This is a genomic window from Paraburkholderia sediminicola (genome assembly GCF_046027355.1).
In the GTDB taxonomy this organism is placed as follows: Bacteria; Pseudomonadota; Gammaproteobacteria; order Burkholderiales; family Burkholderiaceae; genus Paraburkholderia; species Paraburkholderia sediminicola_B.
The window spans coordinates 166,701-186,788 of sequence record NZ_JAQQEK010000016.1 but is presented as its reverse complement, the minus strand read 5'-3'; the positions used below and the strand labels follow the sequence as shown (position 1 = coordinate 186,788).

The 20,088-nt window shown below is 63.9% G+C and carries 21 protein-coding genes; 10 read left to right on the top strand and 11 right to left on the bottom strand.

The window, feature by feature from the left end; translation table 11 throughout:
* Positions 1 to 113 precede the first annotated feature (113 nt).
* Entirely contained in the window at positions 114 to 1,202 is a 1,089-nt protein-coding gene (phnS, locus tag PQR42_RS26265) for a 2-aminoethylphosphonate ABC transporter substrate-binding protein (protein WP_408209278.1), read from the bottom strand.
* A gap of 345 nt (positions 1,203 to 1,547) precedes the next feature.
* Between phnS and PQR42_RS26260 the strand changes: the two genes are divergently transcribed.
* Complete coding sequence (locus PQR42_RS26260) at positions 1,548 to 2,678, top strand: 2-aminoethylphosphonate--pyruvate transaminase (protein WP_408392672.1); 1,131 nt, start codon at positions 1,548 to 1,550, stop codon at positions 2,676 to 2,678.
* A 20-nt stretch (positions 2,679 to 2,698) separates the two neighbouring features.
* On the opposite strand, the gene PQR42_RS26255 is transcribed toward PQR42_RS26260, so the two are convergent.
* Positions 2,699 to 3,454, bottom strand: a complete 756-nt coding sequence (locus tag PQR42_RS26255; protein WP_106286413.1) for a DeoR/GlpR family DNA-binding transcription regulator — start codon at positions 3,452 to 3,454, stop codon at positions 2,699 to 2,701.
* A 185-nt stretch (positions 3,455 to 3,639) separates the two neighbouring features.
* On the opposite strand from PQR42_RS26255, the gene PQR42_RS26250 reads away from it, so the two are divergent.
* Entirely contained in the window at positions 3,640 to 5,199 is a 1,560-nt protein-coding gene (locus tag PQR42_RS26250; protein WP_408392669.1) for an ABC1 kinase family protein, read from the top strand.
* 104 nt (positions 5,200 to 5,303) lie between these two features.
* Positions 5,304 to 6,176, top strand: a complete 873-nt coding sequence (locus tag PQR42_RS26245; protein ID WP_408209269.1) for a DMT family transporter — start codon at positions 5,304 to 5,306, stop codon at positions 6,174 to 6,176.
* Between the two features lie 216 nt (positions 6,177 to 6,392).
* On the opposite strand, the gene PQR42_RS26240 is transcribed toward PQR42_RS26245, so the two are convergent.
* On the bottom strand, positions 6,393 to 7,379 hold the full coding sequence (locus PQR42_RS26240; protein WP_408392687.1) for a L,D-transpeptidase: 987 nt from the start codon (positions 7,377 to 7,379) through the stop codon (positions 6,393 to 6,395).
* Between the two features lie 329 nt (positions 7,380 to 7,708).
* Here PQR42_RS26240 and nadE point away from each other — a divergent pair, with 329 nt between their 5' ends.
* Positions 7,709 to 8,545: an NAD(+) synthase gene (gene nadE, locus PQR42_RS26235; protein WP_408392666.1), complete on the top strand. Its 837-nt coding sequence runs from the start codon at positions 7,709 to 7,711 to the stop codon at positions 8,543 to 8,545.
* A 132-nt stretch (positions 8,546 to 8,677) separates the two neighbouring features.
* Here nadE and PQR42_RS26230 read toward each other — a convergent pair whose 3' ends face one another.
* From PQR42_RS26230 to PQR42_RS26205, 6 genes are all read right to left on the bottom strand, one after another.
* Entirely contained in the window at positions 8,678 to 8,944 is a 267-nt protein-coding gene (locus PQR42_RS26230) for an RNA recognition motif domain-containing protein (RefSeq protein WP_408209259.1), read from the bottom strand.
* Between the two features lie 5 nt (positions 8,945 to 8,949).
* Positions 8,950 to 9,108 carry a hypothetical protein gene (locus tag PQR42_RS26225; protein ID WP_408209256.1) on the bottom strand — a complete coding sequence of 53 codons (159 nt, stop codon included), beginning with the start codon at positions 9,106 to 9,108 and terminating at the stop codon, positions 8,950 to 8,952.
* Positions 9,109 to 9,387: 279 nt separating this feature from the next.
* A complete protein-coding gene (locus tag PQR42_RS26220; RefSeq protein WP_408392663.1) occupies positions 9,388 to 9,738 on the bottom strand; it encodes a hypothetical protein in 351 nt (116 codons plus the stop codon).
* Between the two features lie 106 nt (positions 9,739 to 9,844).
* The gene (locus tag PQR42_RS26215) at positions 9,845 to 10,498 is read right to left on the bottom strand and encodes a hypothetical protein (protein ID WP_408221930.1); all 654 of its coding nucleotides are present in this window, start codon (positions 10,496 to 10,498) and stop codon (positions 9,845 to 9,847) included.
* A gap of 254 nt (positions 10,499 to 10,752) precedes the next feature.
* Positions 10,753 to 12,432, bottom strand: a complete 1,680-nt coding sequence (locus PQR42_RS26210) for a S10 family peptidase (protein ID WP_408392661.1) — start codon at positions 12,430 to 12,432, stop codon at positions 10,753 to 10,755.
* A gap of 83 nt (positions 12,433 to 12,515) precedes the next feature.
* Positions 12,516 to 14,075, bottom strand: coding sequence for a S53 family peptidase (locus PQR42_RS26205; RefSeq protein ID WP_408209245.1), 1,560 nt, complete (start codon positions 14,073 to 14,075; stop codon positions 12,516 to 12,518).
* 299 nt (positions 14,076 to 14,374) lie between these two features.
* Here PQR42_RS26205 and PQR42_RS26200 point away from each other — a divergent pair, with 299 nt between their 5' ends.
* Positions 14,375 to 14,884, top strand: coding sequence for a DUF1993 domain-containing protein (locus PQR42_RS26200; RefSeq protein WP_408392658.1), 510 nt, complete (start codon positions 14,375 to 14,377; stop codon positions 14,882 to 14,884).
* Positions 14,885 to 14,985: 101 nt separating this feature from the next.
* Here the strand turns inward: PQR42_RS26200 and PQR42_RS26195 are convergent, their stop codons facing one another.
* Positions 14,986 to 15,306: a YnfA family protein gene (locus PQR42_RS26195; protein WP_116121219.1), complete on the bottom strand. Its 321-nt coding sequence runs from the start codon at positions 15,304 to 15,306 to the stop codon at positions 14,986 to 14,988.
* Between the two features lie 132 nt (positions 15,307 to 15,438).
* Here PQR42_RS26195 and PQR42_RS26190 point away from each other — a divergent pair, with 132 nt between their 5' ends.
* Positions 15,439 to 15,612, top strand: a complete 174-nt coding sequence (locus PQR42_RS26190; RefSeq protein ID WP_310818595.1) for a DUF1289 domain-containing protein — start codon at positions 15,439 to 15,441, stop codon at positions 15,610 to 15,612.
* 67 nt (positions 15,613 to 15,679) lie between these two features.
* Here PQR42_RS26190 and PQR42_RS26185 read toward each other — a convergent pair whose 3' ends face one another.
* Positions 15,680 to 16,321 carry a LysE family translocator gene (locus PQR42_RS26185; protein WP_408209238.1) on the bottom strand — a complete coding sequence of 214 codons (642 nt, stop codon included), beginning with the start codon at positions 16,319 to 16,321 and terminating at the stop codon, positions 15,680 to 15,682.
* Between the two features lie 154 nt (positions 16,322 to 16,475).
* Here PQR42_RS26185 and PQR42_RS26180 point away from each other — a divergent pair, with 154 nt between their 5' ends.
* The 4 genes from PQR42_RS26180 (at position 16,476) to PQR42_RS26165 (ending at position 20,072) form a co-directional block, all read left to right on the top strand.
* The gene (locus PQR42_RS26180; RefSeq protein WP_408392655.1) at positions 16,476 to 16,943 is read left to right on the top strand and encodes an Lrp/AsnC family transcriptional regulator; all 468 of its coding nucleotides are present in this window, start codon (positions 16,476 to 16,478) and stop codon (positions 16,941 to 16,943) included.
* Positions 16,944 to 17,009: 66 nt separating this feature from the next.
* Positions 17,010 to 17,243, top strand: a complete 234-nt coding sequence (locus tag PQR42_RS26175) for a hypothetical protein (RefSeq protein ID WP_012426650.1) — start codon at positions 17,010 to 17,012, stop codon at positions 17,241 to 17,243.
* An 879-nt stretch (positions 17,244 to 18,122) separates the two neighbouring features.
* Positions 18,123 to 18,290, top strand: a complete 168-nt coding sequence (locus tag PQR42_RS26170; RefSeq protein ID WP_408392653.1) for a hypothetical protein — start codon at positions 18,123 to 18,125, stop codon at positions 18,288 to 18,290.
* A gap of 123 nt (positions 18,291 to 18,413) precedes the next feature.
* The gene (locus tag PQR42_RS26165) at positions 18,414 to 20,072 is read left to right on the top strand and encodes an NRAMP family divalent metal transporter (protein WP_408392651.1); all 1,659 of its coding nucleotides are present in this window, start codon (positions 18,414 to 18,416) and stop codon (positions 20,070 to 20,072) included.
* The last annotated feature ends 16 nt before the right edge of the window (positions 20,073 to 20,088 follow it).

The following is a 20,088-nucleotide window of genomic DNA, read 5'->3' as shown; positions in this document are numbered from 1 at the left end:
CCAACGGAATTAATGCTGACGCAGCGCCTCGGGAATCCCGCGGGCGCCGCCTGATTCTGCAACGTCACCCGGTTATATGACTGAGTGACGTCGATGACGCTACGAACGACGGCTTACTTCGGCTTGACCACTTCGAGCTGCTTGCCCGACGAACCGATCACGTCGTTCTTCCAGCGCGCCGTCCAGTCGGCTTTCTTCGCCATCACCTGATTCCAGTCCACCGGAATGAGCTTCACGCCCGCGATAGCCTGCTTGACCGCTTCGCCGTTCTTGCCGGCGAGCGGAACGTCGGTGCGGCCCGGAATACCGAAGATGTCCGGCACCTTCGCCTGCACTTCCTTCGACATCAGGTAGTCGATCAGCTTCTTGCCTTCCGCCTGGTTCGGACCGTTCTTGATCAGGCCGATCGCGTACGGCAACTGGAACGTGGTCGGCTGGCCGCCTTCGTGCGCGAGGAAAATCGGCTTGAGCGACAGGCCGCCGTTGGCCGCGTCGTCCAGATCCATTTGCAGGTCGCCGTTGGCGACCGCGATTTCGTTACGCGAGAGCAGCACGTCGAGGTAGCCCGTGCCCTTGGTATGGAACTTGGCGCTGTTTTCGAGCTTCTTCAGATAGTCGAACGCCTTATCCTCGCCCATCAGCGACGAGGTCAGGATGATCACGGCCATACCGTCGCCCGCCGTGGCCGGGTTCGAGTAGGCGACCTTGCCGCTGAAGTCGGGGTGCAGCAGGTCGGCGAAGGTTTTCGGCTGGGTCTTGGTGACTTCCGGATTGATCGCGAACGAGAAGTAGTTGTTCACGAAGGTCGCCCACGCGCCGTTCGACGCCTTGGCGATCGCCGGCACGTTCTTGTAGTTGGCGCTCTGATAAGCCTGCAGCAGGCCGCTCTGGTCGGCTTGCTGGATGAACGGCGGCAGCGTGACGAGCACGTCGGCCTTCGGCTGATCCTTTTCGATGGTGGCGCGGTTCACCACTTCGCCGCTACCCGCCGTGACGATGTTGACCTTCACGCCTTCCTTCTTTTCGAAGGCCGGCAGCACATCCTTATAGAGGTTCTCGAGGCCGTCGGCGGTGTACAGCACCACGGCGTCGGCCGCGTGCGCCTGCATGGCGGTGGCGCCGAATGCTGCTGCGGCGACCAGCGCCGGCAGCAGTTTGCGTACGAGGCCGGCCGTGGCGTGAAGGGAATTCGTCTTTGTCATGTCGCTTTCTCCGAAAGGCAAAAAACCAGACGGTCGGGAGATCCCGATACCTGTTGTGATTGAACGGCGGTAGCGCCGCGCCGCTTGCGTGTTGCCCGCATCAAGCTGTCGTGCAGATTCATGCGGATTGCAGATTGCCAACAACTTTGCTGCCTCTTGTCCAGCCTGACTCACAGCCCAGCTACGTCACTCGCGCTGCCGGCCATGCCTGAATGGGCACGGCAAGGATCACAGGTTTCCATGACAACGCCATGACGATTCTGCAGAATTCCAAAAAATGACACAATTCGCCAATAATATCCAAATCAATCTTTTCGTCGCCCGGTCTGGGCGGCGCTCGTTCAGATGACGACGGAGGCTTGTGTGATCCTTGGAAACGACCCAATCCTGTTGACCCCGGGGCCGCTCACCACCTCACCCCGGACGCGCGAAGCGATGCTGCGCGACTGGGGTTCGTGGGACGCCGCGTTCAACCGCATGACCCACAGCGTGTGCGCCGACCTCCTGAAGATCGTACATGGTGAAAATGACTACGTATGCGTGCCGCTTCAAGGCAGCGGAACGTTCGCGGTCGAAGCGGCCCTCGGTACGCTGGTGCCGCGCCAGGGCTGTGTGCTGGTTCCGAACAACGGCGCGTATTGTGCCCGGCTGATCAAAATATTGCAGCGAATGGGCATCGCCTACATCGAATTGGCGTTGCGCGAGGACGAACCGGCCGGCGCCGCCGCCATCGAAGACGCCTTCAACCGCGACTCGCGCATCAGCCACGTCGCGCTGGTGCATCTGGAAACGAGCGCCGGCCTGCTCAATCCGCTCGACGATATCGCCGCGGTATGTCAGCGGCACGGCAAGAGCCTGATCGTCGACGCCATGAGTTCGTTCGGCGCGTTGCCGATCGACCTGCGCCGCGGCGGCATCGACGTGCTGATCTCGGCGAGCGGCAAGTGCCTCGAAGGCGTGCCGGGCATGGGCCTCGTGATTGTGCGGCGCAGCGTGCTGGAGGACAGCGAAGGCCGTTCGCCGTCGCTCGCGCTCGATCTGCACGACCAATACGTCTATATGCAGAAGACGACGCAGTGGCGCTTCACGCCGCCGACCCATGTGGTGGCGGCGTTGCGCGAGGCGCTCGACCAGTTCAGCGCCGAGGGCGGCCAGACGGCGCGTGGCGCCCGTTACGCACGCAACTGCGCGGCCCTGGTCAGCGGAATGAAGGCGCTCGGCTTCGAGCCATTTCTGAGGCCCGAGGTGCAGGCGCCGGTGATCGTCACCTTCCACGCGCCACGCGACCCGGCGTGGCAATTCGCGGCGTTCTATGCCGCCGTGCGCGAAGCCGGCTACGTGCTGTATCCGGGCAAGCTGACGCAAGTGGAAACGTTTCGCGTGGGTTGCATCGGCGCAATCGATGCGAACGAACTTCACAACGCGGTGGCCGCGATCGGCCGCACGCTCGAGCGGCTGGGCATCCGCGTGAAATAGCTGGGTAAGCCGGGGCGCGTTCAGGCGATCAGGATTTCCGGACCATGCGCCGTGATCGCCTTGCCGAGCGTGCGCTCCGGAGCCAGCTCGGTCACCAGATAACGTGCCGACTCGATCCCGTTGATGCGCACCGGCGTCACGCGGCCGAACTTCGAATGATCGGCGACGACCACCACCATGTCCGCCGCGGCGATCATGCGGCTGCGCACCTCGGCGGCCATGCGGCTGTAGTCGGTCAGATAGCCGTCCGGCGAAATCCCGCCCGCGCCGATGAAGGCGAAGTCCGCGTGATACTGCGTCAATTGATGGACGGTATCGAGCCCGAAGGTGGCATCTTCGATGTCGGACAGCTCGCCGCCCAGCAGCGTGATGCGGTTGTCGTTGCGGCGGCCGAGCAGCAGCGCGATCCGCCAATCGTTCGTGTATACCGACAGCCGATGCCGGTCGAGCAACGCCCGCGCCACCGCCTGCGTGGTGCTGCCCGAATCGATGATCAGCGACGCGCCGTCCGGCACGAACTCCGCCGCGCGTTCGCCGATGGCGCGCTTCGCGCCGGCATTCGCGGCTTCGCGGGTATCGAGGTCGGGCTCGCGCCGGTCGCTCGACAGCGCGCCGCCATGCGTCGTGACCAGCAGGCCGCGCCCGGCCAGCGCGTTCAGGTCACGGCGAATGGTCTCGCGCGACACGTTCAGTTCGCGCACCAGCTCCGCGACCGAGAGCGCGCCGGTTTTGGCGACTTGCGCCAGGATGTATTGGTGACGTTGTTCTGCGAGCATCGATGAAAGGCCGGAAGCCGGCACGCTTGGGTTTCGCCACGGTTGGAGAAGGCCGGCGTATTGTATTACGCGTGGCGCGGCGATGCTCCTCTCCACGCGCTTACCTGCTAACCTGAACGCCCTGGCCGTGCGCGAATGTCCTCCGATAGTTGTGGACGCCGCATGGTCCGTCAACCGAACTGCCGATGCCGCCACTGTTTCGCCGTCTACTGTTGCTGCTCCACGCGCTGCGTTACGGCGCGCGCCTGATCTGGCTTGCCGCGCCGGCAGACCACAAGCTGCACTGGATGATCGAACTGGTCGGCCGTTTGCACACGGCCGAACGTAGCGGCAAGAGCCTGAGCGGCGTGCTGCCGGCGCTCGGGCCGCTCGCGGGCCGATTCGCACAAACGCTCGTCGAACGACCCGAACTCGCGACCGGCACCTTGCACGACGCCATCGACGCGATCGATCACATGGAAGCCCCGCTGCCGCCGCACGAGTCCGAACAGGCGCTGGCGCGCGCTTTCGGCAGACCGCTCGCCACGCTGTTCAGCGCCGTGGATCTGGTGCCGGTGCGCGGCGGCTTCGCCGAACAAACGCATCTCGCGCGGCTGCTGGTGCCGGTAAACGGCCATCACGAGGTAGCGATCAAGCTGGTGCGCGCCGACCAGTTGCAACAGATCGGCGACGAACTTGCGCTGTTGCGCTGGGTCGCGCGCTGGCTGGAGAAGTTCTCCGGCACCGCGCGCCGCCTGCAATTGCGCTCGCTGGCGCAGACCTTCACGGACGACATCCTGCGCCGCTTCGATCTGCGCGCCGAAGCCGCCAATCTCAGCCAGACCGGCCATCATTTCGACGGCGACAAGCGCATCGTGGTGCCGGACGTGATCTGGGACCTCTGCACCCCCTACACGCTGACGATGCAACGCGTCAGCACCTTGCCGGCGAGCGACTTGCCCGGCCTGCACGCACATCACATCAAGCTCGCGCCACTGGCCGCGCATATCGTCGAAGTGGTGACCGAGCAGGCCTTCGAGCATGGCTTCTTTCACGCGACGCTCGATGGCCGCCGCGTGCGCGTGAGCATCGAACCGGACACGCTGGGGCGCCTCGTGCTGGCGGAATTTTCGATCATGTCGAGCCTCTCGACCGACGAGCGCGAGTTCTTCGTGCACGGCGCGACCGCGCTGTTCGACCAGGACTACGGGCGGCTCGCCGAAATGCATCGCGATGCCGGACACGTGCCGCACGACACACGCGCCGAGGTGCTCGAAGCCGAATTGCGCACGCGCGCGGAAGCGCATTTCGCGGCCGAGCCGGAAGACCGGTCGGCGGGTTCGCTGTTTCATCATCTGCTGCATGCGGTGCATCCGCTCGAGGGCGCGGTGCCCGGGCGGCTCGCGACCGCGCAGCGCTCGTTTCATCAAGCGGAAATGCTGGCGCGCGCGCTGCATCCGGGTGTCGATACGTGGAACATCACGCGCGGCGTGCTGGCGGATATCGCGCGGCGCGACGTCGATCACCGCGGCTGGATCAAACGGATCGGGCGCGAGTTGCCGCATCTCGCGCATATGCTGCCGCGTTTGCCACAACTGGCGGTTCGCTATCTGCAACACGAGCATGATCGCGTGCGCACGCCGCAGCAGAATGCGCAACTGATGGCGGAGATCGGCCGCGAATACCGGCGCACGCGTGTGCTGCTGTGGGCGTGTGCGGTGTGTGGCGGTGTGCTCGGCGCGGGGACGGTGCTGCTGATGTGGTGATTTGCGTCGGTTCGCGGTTCAACGCGTTTGACCGATTGCAGCTTCGAACAAGACGCCCGTTGCGTCTCCCGACAAGATGGCTGCTTTTCTCGTAACGCTTTCCGATGCTCGCTTCCTTTATCGCCGCTGTTTTCGTCGTGTTGTGGTCGACCGGTTTCGTGGTCGCGCGCGCGATCACGCCGTACGCGGATCCCAACCTTTTCCTGCTGGCGCGCTTCGGCGGCACGGCGCTGATATTCGCGCTCGCCGCACTGATTGCACGCGCCACGTGGCCGAGCGGGCGCGACTTCGGCAAACATCTAGTCGCGGGCGCGCTGCTGCAAGGCGTCTATCTCGGCGCCGGTTACTGGGCCGTCGCCCAAGGCTTGAGCGCCGGCGTGATGGCATTGCTCGGCGCGCTGCAACCGCTGGCGACGGCCGCGGTCGCGGCGCCGCTGTTCGGCGAGCGGCTGTCGCGGCGCGGCTGGACCGGCATGGCGCTCGGCCTCGCCGGCGTCGTGCTGGTGCTCGAACCGAAGCTGATCGCGGCCACGGCGCCGACGCCGCACGGCAGCGCGCCCGCATGGCTGGTCGTGCTGATCTCGATCGCCGCGATCGGCGCGATTACAGCGGGCACGTTGTTTCAGAAGAGTTCGCTGGCCAAGGCCGACATTCGCAGCGCGAGCGCGGTGCAGAACTTCGGCGCCGCGCTCGTCGCGGCGGTGCTTGCGCTGGCGCTCGGCGAACATCGCTGGATTGCGTCCGCCACGCTGTGGGGATCGCTCGCGTGGGGAATCGTGATGCTCTCCGGCATCAGCGTCACGTTGCTGGTGTGGATGGTCAGGCGCGGCGACGCGGCGCGCGCGACCGCGCTGATGTTTCTCGCCCCGCCGCTCGCCGCGCTGCAGGGTTATGTGGGGTTCGGAGAGACGCTGGTGCCGTTGCAGATCGCCGGGTTTGTCGTTGCGTTGCTAGGGGTGTTGCTGGCGCGGTCGTGATGGGTGGCGTGGTCGTGGTGAACCGCACGACTTGGTGAGCGACGCGCTTGCGAGGAGCGGCCCGGTCTTGTGAGCGACGCGCTCGCGACGAACCGCGCAAACTAGATAAACGACGTGCTCGCGATAAAACGGCGCGATCGTGCCAGGCAGCCCGCTCGCGATAAGCGTCGCGGTCCTGATGAGTGACGCGCTCGCGATAAGCAGCGCCACCGCGAATCAATCCGCCGTGTCCGCCCCAGCCGGCACTTTGGCGCGTGCCTTGCCGCCGGGCGCGGGCGCCCAAGCCGGGCGGCTCTTGCGCGCCGAATCCACCACGGCGATATAACGCCCGGCCCACGGCGTCACCTGCCGGTCACTCTTCAACACCCACAGCGATTTACCCGACTCGACGAGCGCCGCATATTCGGCGTCGAGAATGCCGTAGTGATCGATAAACGAATTGAGCGACGCGGGAATGCGCACGCAGCCCTTCGAATGACGAATGCCGAGCAGCGACTCGAGGCGGTCGGGGTCGGTGGCATGCATCTGGAAGCGCATCTGCGACATGCCGCCCTTGCCCCAGCCGCGCTCGCCCTGGGCCCAGCCGAGGTCGAAGATCCGCATGTCACGCTTGCCGTAGCCGCGAATATGGTTTTCGTTCTCCGTGCCTTCCGAGCGGAAATCCATGTTGGCCGGCGTATGTTCGAACACGCCGAGCGGCGTGATGAAGTGGTCGTACTCGCCCGGCCGCCCCGTCGAAACCGGCGACGCGCCGATCATCTGCCAGCTGTCGGCCGGCGCGGCGCGAAAATAGATGAAGAGCGCCTGCACGTTGGCGTTGCGATCGACCAGCACGACATACTCGCCCGACAGATCGCCGAGCATGTGCGCGCCGAGCGCGGCTTGCAGCCGATCGGCATAGGCTCGCTGATCCGCTGCAGACACTTTCAATTTGCGCGTGACGTTCTGCGCGAACACGCCCCGCAGCACGAACGCGCGACGCGGATCGACCACGCCGGCGGCATCGGGCATCGCGACTGCCGACGCATTGACGGCGGCCGCCGGACGATTCGGCGGCGTTGCCGCCGATGCCGCAACGGGTGCCGAGGCTGCGATCGCCGCACCGCATGACAACATGCAAAACGCTGCGCTCAACGCACGCGTCAAACGGCGAAAAGAAGGCAATGTACGCGCGATGCTCCGCACGGAAAGTCGATACGACATGCACGACACGTCGCGCGGACGATTGACCGACGCGAAAGTCAGACGGTCCAGTACAGGCTGGCCAGGCCGGTTGGGGTGGTTCATCGCGTGTTTGAGCAAACCTGATTATTATTGACTGCTCGCCGGCTCATGCGGCGCTCTCGGAACGAGGATGTTACTAAGCACATTGCGATCTGTCGATGAACATTGGACGATTCATTGATATCGCCGTAATGACCGAACACCTTTGCCGATCAATGCGGCAGATTCAAAGCGGCGCAAAGGTGAATTGAACCCAGGCCGGTAACGGTTCGACATTTGCGCGAGCGCGCGAGGAGCAAAGAGGAATCATGACGCAACAGGATCCAGTCGCACGCCAGGCAAGCATCTCTGAAGAAATGCACATCAGCGCCGAGTTCGACGCTGCGTATGAAATCGAGCGTCGGGTCGCTTTCCTCGCGAACTATCTGCGCGGCAGCGGCCTGAAAACGTATGTGCTCGGAATCAGCGGCGGCGTCGACTCGACGACTGCCGGCCGGCTTGCGCAACTCGCGGTCGAACGGTTGCGCGCCGAACATTACGACGCGCACTTCGTCGCAATACGTCTGCCTTACGGTGAACAGAAAGACGAAGCCGACGCGCAACAGGCATTGCGCTTTATTCGCGCGGACAAAAATCTCGCCATCGATATCAAACCCGCCGCCGATGCCATGCTCGCCGCGCTGGACCATAGCGGCGTGCTATACAAGGACGAATCGCAACAGGACTTCGTGCACGGCAATATCAAGGCGCGACAGCGCATGATCGCGCAGTACGCGGTGGCCGGTGCACGGGGCGGCGTGGTGATCGGCACGGATCACGCGGCCGAATCGGTGATGGGCTTTTTCACGAAGTTCGGCGACGGCGGCGCCGATGTGCTGCCGCTCGCAGGACTCAACAAGCGGCGCGTACGCGCCGTGGCCAAAGCGCTGGGCGCACCGGAAGTATTAGCGCACAAGGTGCCGACCGCCGACCTCGAAATGTTGCGTCCGCAACGGCCCGATGAGGATGCCTATGGCATTCCGTACGATGCCATCGATGACTTTCTGGAGCGCAAACCCGTGAGCGATGCGGCGCGCGCGACCATCTTGCGCTTTTACGACGTCACGCGTCACAAGCGGGCGTTGCCGTACACGCCGTTCGATTGACCGGTGCAGGCAAGCGGAGATTGACGAAGGGATGGATGCGCAGGTGATACGTTGAATGCGACAAGGTCGGCAATGCGCCAGCTTGGGCGCGCTGGTCACGCGCCGCATTCGGGGTGAAACGACAGCGTCAGGTTACTGAGCCGCCGGCGGTTCGTCGGTGAACAGATCGGCGCTGGCTTCCAGCGTCTGCCCGCCCAACTGCTTGCCGTGAATCTGCCGTGCGATCACGTCGCCCACATAGGGCACTTCCGCGTCCAGCTCGACCGTGGCGTAAGCGCTGGGCTTACCCGCGTCGACGACCTCGATGTTTTTCGCGTAATGCCCAAGTTCGTGCTTGAGGAATTCCCGCACTTCCTGCTCGCTGCACGATTCCGCGATATTGCGCACGATCAGGTTCATGCGGCCTACCCTCTGCGCGCGTTGCGGCCTGTGCCGCGATCCGCGGATTGCACGCGCACAGGGCGCAATGCGCCACGCTGTTTCGCCTGCGCGGCAGCGAGTTGGCGGATCAATGCAGCGCCGGCGGCGCCCAAAGCGGCCAATGACAAATAGAAGGCGATCATTTAATTCTCCCCTGCGAATTTCGTCCTGTACTCAGGATAGCCACAATCGACAATAAAAGCGATGTAACACAGTGTCGTCAAAAAACGGACTTAAATATCTCCGTTAATGCACTGTACCTGAATAAGCGGCGTCAAAAATAGCAAAACAGCTGTTCATTTCCCGCTACAGGCCCGGCAAACGCGTCAAACGCGGACGCTGAACGCTAAAACCGGGCCGCGACACGCATCGCCACGGCATCCTGCGGGGGACCTGCGCAAAAGGCGGACTGGTCGTCGCGATCAGTCTGCCGCTTGCACGTTGGCCGAACTCACCCACCATGCGTTCTTGCCCTGCGGCAGTTGAACCAGCACCGCGGACGGATCGTCGACGCCGTCGTCGGCGACTTCGCATACCGCGAGACCGTCGGGCAGGCGCTTCACCTCGCCGGCCGACTGGAACAGCGCAACACGTTGCGCGCTCAACGGCCGCAACTGGCGGTACACGTCGAAGCTGATGGCCGCGGGCACATCGCCGCGAATCTTCAGCGTGTCGGCCTGGCCGCAGCGCACCGGCTCCGCCGCGAACACCGCGGTGCTGCCGAACAGGCAGCCGAAAGAAACCGCCATCGCGGCAAGACGTGAATGGATCATGGTGATTCTCCGAAAACTAGATGGGGCCACGGCCTGCGAGTTGCAAGCCGCGCGACTGAATAGATGCGAATGAACGAAGCAGGCGCCACAGACGAGGCAGCCGGCTTCATGGCGGGTTGTCTCGGCCGGCGCCGTGGCCATTGTCGCCACCGGTGGCCACGTCGAGCCGGCTCACGTCGCAAGACGTTTGACTGAAACCCGAATAAACCACCGACCAGTTGCCGACGATCGCGGCTTGCGCTTCGGCGAGGCTCAGCTTGCCTTCGCAGACGCAGCGCTTGAGCATGACCGCCGCGCGCGCCTTGCGGCGCTCGCCCTGGTGGCCCGCCCACGGCAGAAGATCGAGATTGGCGGGAGCGTCCGGCGAACCGCCGAGCACGATCGGCACACGCCGGTCGAGCGCGAAGGCGGCGCCGTTGTCCGCATCGATGCCGCGCGCGGCGAGCATGCGGTCTTTGTGCGCCATCAGTTCGTCGAACGGCGGCGCAACCGTGTCCGCGTAACCGGGGCGGCAAATCGTGTCCCCCACCGATTGCTGCGTGACACGTTCGTCGAGCATGCCAAGGTCCTGCGCGTGAGCGTCGCCCATGCGCAACGTGAGCAGCGCCGTGAAGCCGAGCGCGAGCGCAAAGCGCGTATTGCCGAGGGGACGCGCAACGCCGCACCGGCGCGCGAGCGCCGGCGGAGCCGTGTCATACGTACTGCTGGTCGGGTCGCTGGAATGGTCGGTGCGACGCCTGTCTGCAATGCCTGCGTTCATTCGTCGGCGCGCCGGGAGCGGCACGCAATAGTTCAATTCGCAGACTAATTAAAACACATTCAATATGCTTAAGTAAAAAAGCCTGCCTATGCGCGCCGCGCGCATAGGCCGCATTTCGCGGATTTCACAGGCTGCGGGAACCGGCGACGCCACCACTCGCGCGTCGCCAATCCCGATGCCGCCCTACGCATCCCTCTGCCCGCTGACCCCGCGATGCCGGCATCCCGCGCGCGTCCCGTCTGCCACGCGACGCGTCAATCCGTCGCGACTCTCGGCACACGCGCCTGCAGAGCGCGGATCCGGAATAGCGCCTGCGTGTTGGACACGGTCGTGTCGTACATCTTCGCGAGATCGGCCTTTAGCGCGGTGCGCGATCCGCCGTCGAGATAGACCATGTGCCCCGATGGATAAAAGCGCGCCGACAGATTCTGCCGGACCTGCTGACTGAGCAACGGCATTTGCTGCAGATCGAGCACGGTCTGATAAAACGGCGTCACGAAATCGAAGAAGCCATTCGCCGACAGCACCTTCAGATCGGGATTGAGCGCCATCACGGCGGCCAGGTCGCCGGCGGTGTACAGAATGATGTTGCCCTTCGAATCGACGCCCTTCTGCGCGCCGGTCGGATCGATGTGACTGAAGTCCCAGTACTGGAAGGCCTGGTCGTTCAGGTCCGTGAACGACGAATTCGACGTGTACTTCAACTGCTCGTTCAGATACACGTTCCACATCGTCGTGTAGACACCGGTGACCGCCGTCATGGTCGGGTCGTTACCGCCGGAATTCGGGTCGATCTTGCCGGCAATACCCGTGCCGATCGCTGTCACCCGGCCGTCGTACTCACCGAGCGCGAGACCTTTGGATTTCAGCAGCGTGGTCAGGAAGAGCGAATTGCCCCGGCTGTCGTACGACGCGATATCCAGACTCCACGCGAGCAAGGTCGTTTTGTCGATGCCGGTGTATTCGCTGAGCTTTTCGACCGTTGCCGTGTCGGTGGTCGGAAATTTGCGCAGCGCGGCCAGATAATCGGTGCGCGCGAATTGCGCCACTTCCTCGGCGAACGTACCGAGATCGGTCGGCCGCGGCGCGATGCCGAGCTTCTTGTGATACCACGCGTCCGCGGCCGCCGTGGGCAGCGCGCCGACCGGGTTGCCGGCCTGCGTGTAATCGAGAATCGACGATTGCAGCGTAATGCCGTTCAAATCGACGCCGTCTTCGTGCAAGCGGTACGCCAGCACGCAACTGCGCGCCGTGCCATACGACTCGCCGAACAGGTACTTCGGCGAATTCCAGCGGTTGTTCTTGGTCAGAAAGCGCTTGACGAACTGCTTGATCGAGTCCGCGTCCTGGTCGACGCCCCAGAAGTCGCGGTTCTTCTTCGGCGCGATCGCCGCCGAGTAGCCGGTGCCGACCGGGTTGATGAAGACGAGGTCGCTCTTGTCGAGCAGGCTGTCCGGATTGTCTTCCATCGAATACGGCGCGGGCGGCGTGAAGCTCGGCATCGACGTCTTGATGCGGCGCGGCGCGAACGAGCCCAGCAGCACGAACACCGACGACGATCCCGGGCCGCCGTTATAGAAGAACGTGACCGGCCGGGCTTCTTCCTTCTGCTTGTCCTGCGTGAACGCCACGTAGAACATCCGGGCTTCCGGCTGTGAACTGCTCGGGTCGACGATAACGAGGTGGCCCGCCGTCGCCGTGTAGTTGATCTTGTGCCCGCCGATGGTGATCGAGTGATGCGTGATCGCGGCGCTTTCATCGGTTGCGGTGACGGAATCGTCCGGCCCGTTGCCGTAGGCGACCGGATCGAAGAACGGCTGATCGCCGGCTTTGTGCGGCGCGCTGGCGGGCGCGGGCGTGGCCGCCGGTGCGCCCGAAGCATGAGAATTGTGCGACGGCTGCGGACTAACAGAAGCTGACTCGGTATTCGTCATGATCGCTCCATGGGTTCGTTCACGTCTTCGTTCACGTCTTTTATGTCGCCCCGAAGGACTTCCTTCGAGGCGTGTGTTGCAGACTATAGTGCGGCCGCCACCTTCTGACCATTGGGACTGCCGAGCCCCGTGCAGGCATCCCAACCCGCGGATGCCGAGAAACTGCCGTTGTTGCCTTGCGTGATGTCGTTGCACACGCCGCTCGCCTTGTACAGCTTGGGGTTGATAAAGCCGGCCGGCTGCCCCTTCGCCGCATTGATGCGCGCGATCAGCGCGGCCCACAGCGGCGCCACCGCGCTGGTGCCGCCGACCACCGTCTGCGTACCGTCGATCAATACACTGTAGCCGGTCACTGGCGAAGCGTCGCCCGCCACGTCCGGCACGCCGCGCCCGCTGAGCGCCTTCTTGCCGCCGCTCGACGAGGTGGCGGACAAGCCCTTCTGCCACCCCGGCACCGGGAACGCCTGGCTCACCCCGCCGCCGGTCGCGCCGCCCTGCGCGCCGTCGTTCCAGACCGCCTCGTGCGAGATCGAGGTGCCCGACGCAGTGAGGCTCGTGCCGCCGCAGGCCAGCACATACGGGCTCGACGCCGGGAAGTCGACCTGGTCGCCGCTGCCCGCGCCATCGCTCGAACCGCTGTCGCCCGACGCCGCGCAGACCGTCACGCCGAGGGTCGCCGCCGACTGCAGCACGCTGTTGAAGGCCTGCAACGACTGGCTGGTCCAGTTCGACTCCGGGCCGCCCCAACTGATCGAAATCACCGACGGCTTGTTGGTCGTATCGTGCACCGCGCGGCTCACCGCGTCGATGAAGCCGGCGTCGCTGTTCTGTGTGAAATACACCGCGATCGACGCGCCGGGCGCGATCGCGCCGACGATTTCGATGTCGAGCGTGACTTCGCCGTCCGGTCCGTTCGGGTCGCCGGTCGGCTGGTTGCTGCCCTGATCGACGCCGACCGACTTCACCTTGGGCGATGCGACGCCGAGGCTCGCGAAGTAGGACTTGAGGTCGCTGGTGTTATATCCACCGCCCAGTTCGATGATGCCGACGCACTGACCGCCGCCGTCACCCTGCGGAAAGTGGTAGAGCGACGCGAGTTGCGGCGGCGTGAACGAAACCTGATGACCGCGGGCCGGCTGGAACGGCGGCCGGATGCGAAAGTGCGGACGCGCCTGCGGGCGGTTGTCGAGGCCGAGCACGGCTTGCACCACGCCGTGCAGATCGTCGGGCACGCTGATCGTGCCGGTACGCCCGCGAAACTGGCCGGTCGAGTGGTGTTCGTAGTGTTCCAGCTTGACGGCGAACGCGTCCTGGAACTGGGCAATCGTGCCGCTCAGCAGCACCGTGCGCGCGGCTGGATCTTCACGCACCACCGTCAAACCGTGTGCGGTGGCGAAGGCCTTGACCTTGGCGATGTCGTCGGGCGCGGCGCCGTAATCCTTGGCGAGCGTCTCGCGCGAGAGCGGCTTGACGCCGGGGTCGCCGGCTTCGATCTTGCTCATCAGCGCGTCGAACTGCGCCTGCTGCTGACGGCGCAGCATGACGAACACTTCGATCCGCTGCGCCGGATCGCATTGCCCCACGACTTTCGAACCCTGTTCCACTGTGCGTTCACTGCCTGGCAGCGGGTGCTTATTGACCATGGTCTACTCTCCGGTTAGCGTGGCGGCGCGCTCCACGGGGTGGAAGCAGCATGCCACGCGCCTGCACAACCTCATTGCCTGAAGCCGGCGGCAAGTTTGCTGATCAAGGACGTCAAACTGTCCGACCAATCCATTCAAACACAGTTCCGGCGCGCGCGGCAGTTGTCCGAATGGCTAACGTCGTGTCGCTCGATGCGCATCCTTCATCGCTCGCGCTATGATGCTGCAGCGGCAATCCAGCCGTTACGTTGCCTCGCGCGCCATCCGCGCGCACGATCAAAAGAATCAGAGGAAGCCCCATGTCAATTTCGATGTATCAAGCATCACTGCCCGTGTTGATCCGCGGCCTGACGAACCTGCAGGTCATTCTGGGCAAAGCCGAAGCGCATGCCGCCGCGAAACAGATCGAGCCCACGGTGTTCACCACCGGCCGGCTCGCACCGGACATGCTGCCGCTGACGCGTCAGGTCTATATCGCCAGCGACACCGCGAAGGGCTGCGCCGCGCGTCTGGCCGGCGTCGAAGCGCCGAAGTACGAAGACGTCGAACAGACTTTTGAAGAACTGATTGCCCGCCTTCAAAAGACGATCGATTATCTGAAGGAATTCAATGCGGAGCAGATCGACGGCTCCGAAGAACGCGCGATCACGCTGAAGATGCGCACGGGTCCGGTCGAGTTCACGGGCCTGTCGTATCTGCTCGGTTTCGTGTTGCCGAACTTCTATTTTCACGTCACGACGGCGTATGACATTCTGCGTCACAACGGCGTCGAACTCGGCAAACTCGACTATCTCGGCGGCATCAAGTAAGAGGGCGCGCCTGCGCAGGTTTGACGGTTGCGCAGATAGGGCAATGAGCGCTCACAGAGAGATGCATCATGGGGAGCGCAAAGATCCGCGTCCCGGCCAGCTCAAACGCGCGGCTGGAACGCGATGATCGCCATGCCGGCCAGCGTAAAGGCCACGCCGGCGGCGTCCCACAGCGTGGGCCGCACCTTGTCGACGCACCATAGCCAGGCAATCGCCACTGCCACATACACACCGCCGTAAGCCGCATACACGCGGCCTGCGGCGGTGCCGTGCAAGGTCAGGAGCCAGGCGAACAGCGCGAGGCTGAGCGCGCCCGGCACCAGCAGCCAGATCGAACCGCCCTCTTTCAGCCACCGCCACGGCAAATAGCAACCGACGATTTCAGCAATGGCGGTCACGGCATAAAGCAGAAAAGTTTTCATTGAGAGTGACAGCGAGTGATTGTGTTGCCACGAACAAGGTGTGGCTCTCTATTGGCTTTATTAACACAATCACTTTGCGTGCGGGCACGGCGCATGCGAGAGTCGCCGCATTGACTTTAATTGCCATTCGCCATGAGCATCGCGTCACCCTGCATCGACATCTGCAAGTTCGACAGTAAAACCGGCTTCTGCATCGGCTGCCTGCGCACGCGCGACGAATGCAAAAGCTGGAAGAAGATGAAAGACAAGCATCGCAGGAAAATCATCGAGGACCGCTCGCGGCGCGAGCATAAGCTGAGCAAGTAAGCGGCCTCTCTTGCGCGGTTGGCCGCGTGGGCGGTCCGAAGACGCGCCGCGCCGTATCCAGCCGGAATCAGTCCAGCGAGAGCCGCAGCGCGAAGCCGATCAGCGCCGCCGAGAAGGTCCAGCGCTGCAGCGTTTGCGCGAGCGGATGGGCTCGCATCCAGCCGGCGATCCGGGCGGCACCGATTGCATACATCACGTCGAAACAGGCGCCGATAGCGAGCAGCACCAGACCGAGCTCGACCATCTGCACGGCCACCGGCCCCGCCTCCGGGCGCACGAACTGCGGCAGCAGCACCGAGCAGAACAGCAGCGCTTTCGGGTTCAGCAAGTTGGTCAGCAGGCCTTTGACAAAAGCGGCCCGCAGCGGGCGTGGCTCGATGCTTGCGGTAGCACCCGCAGTTGTGCCGTCAGGCAGCGCGAACACCGGCGAACGAAAAATCTGAATCCCCACCCATGCGAGATAAACCGCGCCGCCATAGCGCACCACGTCGTACAGCCAGGGCGCGCTGCGCAACAGCGCGGCCACCCCGCATGCCGAGAGCGTGACGTGCGCCGCGCGCGCGAGACCGAGGCCGCCGGCAGCCGCGAAACCGCTGCGCACGCCGCGTCCGATACTGGTTTGCAGCACCAGCGCCATGTCCGGTCCGGGCACGGCATAGACGACGAAAAGCGCTGCGATATACACGGCCAGCAGATGTGCGGAAATCATGAAAGTCTCCTGTTTTCAAGGCTCTATCTTGCTATCGTCGGCGGAGGGTTTGCTGGCGAATTACCGGCCTCGTGTGCTCATGTTTGGAGGAATGCGCTAACATTGCGGCTTAAGCCTATGCTTTCCTCCAATCCGTGATCAGCACCACTGAGCCATGACAACCGACCTCGATAAAACAGACCGCGCGATCCTCGCCGCGCTGCAGAAAGATGGCCGCATGTCGAATGCGCGGCTGGCCGAAACGGTCGGCCTGAGCGAAACGCCCTGCGCGCGCCGTCTCAAGCGCCTCGAAAACGACGGCTATATCGACCAGTACCGCGCGATGCTGTCACGCTCCGCGCTCGGCTTCGGCGTGGTCGCGTTCGTCTACGTGCGTTTTGCCGTGCACGACCGCACGGTGGCGACGCGCTTCGAGCGCGAGGTGCAGGCCATCCCGCGAATCCTGGCGTGTCACAACGTGTCGGGCAGCGCCGACTACATCTTGCAGGTGGTGGCACGCGACCTCGACGACTACGGCACCTTCATGCGCGACGAGATGCGCAGCCTGCCGGGCGTGACATCGGTGGAATCGGCACTGTCGTTGCGCGAAGTGAAGGCCAACGGCGGCTTGCCGCTGTCCTGAACGCGAACGTGGCATAGTCACCCCTTTGAAAACGGCGCGAGCCGACCAGACGAATACGGAGTTCTCATGGATCACGAACAGGCGCGAGCCGAAGAAACCGCGGCGATGCAGCGCGTATTGACCGCGACGCAGCGCGTGCAGTCGGCGTTCGCGTCGCTGCAATCGCAATTCCCGCCGGCCGGCAGCGGCAAGCCTTCGCAGTTCGCGCTGCAAACGTTCGACGCCGCGCTGCAGGAACTCGAAGACGCGCAAGCCGCGTTCGACGAACTGCTTGGCGATCTGCTCGACGGCAATCGCTGAGACGCCTCGAAGCCTGCTTCGCGGTGTAGCGGCGGCGAAGCGCGCCCGAAATCGGCTCCATCGACTGGGCACGCTCGCCTGTACCCGCGAGTCACAAACGCGCGGCAACCGCCTCGTGTTTATTGCCAGTGCGGGCGCCGGACCAGGCCGAGTTGCACACGGAACCCGGACCGCGATATCAGCCCAATCCTCTCTGCGCCAGCGGCAAAAACATACCCTTCATTAGCCTTTCTTTCCTGTCCAAACTGAAAGACAAGACGCCTCCGGCAACCACAACGTGGCCTACCCCACGCCCCATAAAAGAATATTTGCTTCGTTTAACGAAGCATGTTGACTTCCTCTTGCCGGAGTGCCTAAAATTCGCCGTCTTCACAAACGGGGCCCATGCCTTGGACACCAGCAGTAGTCGACTTTCGAACAGCTTCACTGCCTGACCGGCCCGACGCCCGCGCTCTCTTTTCTTAGCCGCCGTCTTGCCAGCAGGCAGACGGTGCGCGCCGCAGTAACCCTCTCCGTGCACCTTGATTAGCGCCATCCGGCCGCGGACGTGCTTACGCACGTGCGTTTCGTCGAATGGCATCGCGTCGCGAGCCTCGGCTCGCGGCAGCGTTCGCTCGCGCCGTTTCGATTCGTTCGACACGGCGCGGCCGGGCGCGTGGACAAACACGTGCGTACTGAACGCCGATTAGGAGCCACCATGGACAGTGACAGTTATCCCATATGCCGCTTAAGTGCCGCTCAGTCACGACCGAGCGGGCACGCAAAGCTTTATTTGCCTAAGGAAAGCAAGTAGACGTCCTTCGCCGCGCCTGATGCGCCGCGCTCCGTGTCTGCTGGCTTTCCGCAATCCGCGTCAAGCCATACGCCCGGAGAAATAACATGTACTTCGCCATCCTCGTACCGACACTGCAGCAAACCCACACCCACAGCGACGCCGCTCTCGCGCTGCACGACACCACGCCGCACTGGCTCGCGGCAGCCTGGCAACGCCTCAAGGCGCTCGCGTCGCGCCGCGCTTCGCTGCCCGCTTCGCACACCGCTTCGTAACTACGCACGCCCAGCTCAGCGCGCCTTCGCGATCCGCCTGCGCCGCCGTCGTTCGACCGCGTACACCCTGCGAATCCTGAAGGCGCCCCGCTCAATCCAATCAAACCTACTCAGGCGGCTAGCATGTCCACTCCAATCAACGTCTCACCACCCCGCAGCGCCGTTCTCGACGACGCGCACCTCGGCGATATCAAGGGCGCGCTCGGCACCATCGCCCATCACGACACGGGTGCGCGCAACAGTTGGTGGGCCCGTGTGCGCACGCTGCTCGCGATTCTCGGGCCCGGCCTCATCGTGATGGTCGGCGATAACGATGCCGGCGCCTTCGGCACCTACACGCAAGCGGGACAGAACTACGGCACCACCTTGTTGTGGACCATGCTGCTGCTCGTGCCCGTGCTGTTCGTCAATCAGGAGATGGTGCTGCGTCTGGGAGCCGTGACCGGCGTCGGTCACGCACGGCTGATCTTCGAGCGCTTCGGCAAGTTCTGGGGCGCCTTCAGCGTGGTCGATCTGTTCATCCTGAACGCGCTCACGATCGTGACCGAGTTCATCGGCATTACGTTCGTGCTGCAATTCTTCGGCATTTCGAAAGTGGCCGGCGTCTGCATCGCGGCGGCGGTGACGATGGCCGCGGTCAGCACGGGTAACTTCCGGCGCTTCGAACGCTTCGCCGTGGTCCTGTGCCTGATGAGCCTGCTGCTGGTGCCCGTGCTGGTGTCGATTCATCCGCCGGCCGGCCAGATGGCACACGATTTTCTGATTCCCGGCTGGCCCGCCCACTCGAAACTCAGCGACGTGATGCTGCTCGTGATCGGCATTGTCGGCACCACCGTCGCGCCGTGGCAGTTGTTTTTCCAGCAGAGCTACATCGTCGATAAACGCATCACGCCGCGCTTCATGAAGTACGAAAAAGCCGACCTGTGGATCGGTATCGTCTTCGTGATGATCGGCGCCGTGGCCATGATCTCGTTCTGCGCGGCGCTCTACGCGGGCAAGCCGGAATCCGGCAATTTCACCGATGCGGGCGGCGTGATCGCCGACCTCGAAAGATATGCCGGCCGCACGCCCGCCGTGCTGTTCGCCGTGGCGCTGCTCGACGCGTGCATCATCGGCGCGGCGGCAGTGTCGTTGTCCACCGCCTACGCGATCGGCGACGTCTTCAAGATTCGCCACTCGCTGCATCGCGGTGTGTCGGACGCGAAGGGCTTCTACCTCGTCTACTTCGGCATCGTGGCGGCCGCGGCGACGCTGGTGCTGATTCCGGGCAGCCCGCTCGGCCTTCTGACGGAAGCAGTGCAGACGCTCGCAGGCGTGCTGCTGCCGAGCGCGACCGTGTTTCTGCTGCTGTTGTGCAACGACCGTGCGGTCCTCGGACCGTGGGTGAACTCGAAGAAGCTCAACGTTTTCACAGGCGCAGTAGTCTGGGTGCTCGTCATGCTATCCATCATTCTCACGGCATCGGTAATGTATCCGGACATCACGGGCGAAGCGATTCTTGAAGTGCTCGCGGGCGGCACGCTGATGGCCGTGGCAGGCTACGCGGCCACCGTCGTGGTCCGCAAGCTGCGGCGGGACTCAGAGAACTCCGCGGCTCACGAAAGCGAGCTCAGCCTGTCGAAGGAAACCCGCGCTGCCTGGCGCATGCCGCCTCTGGACGAACTGCCGGCGCCGCAATTGACGATGTCCAAGCGTGTCTGGATGGGTGTGCTGCGCGGCTATCTGATCGTGGCGGTCGCGCTGGTGATCGTGAAGGTCGTTCAGATGACGCTGCTGCACTGAATCGATAGCGCCGCGC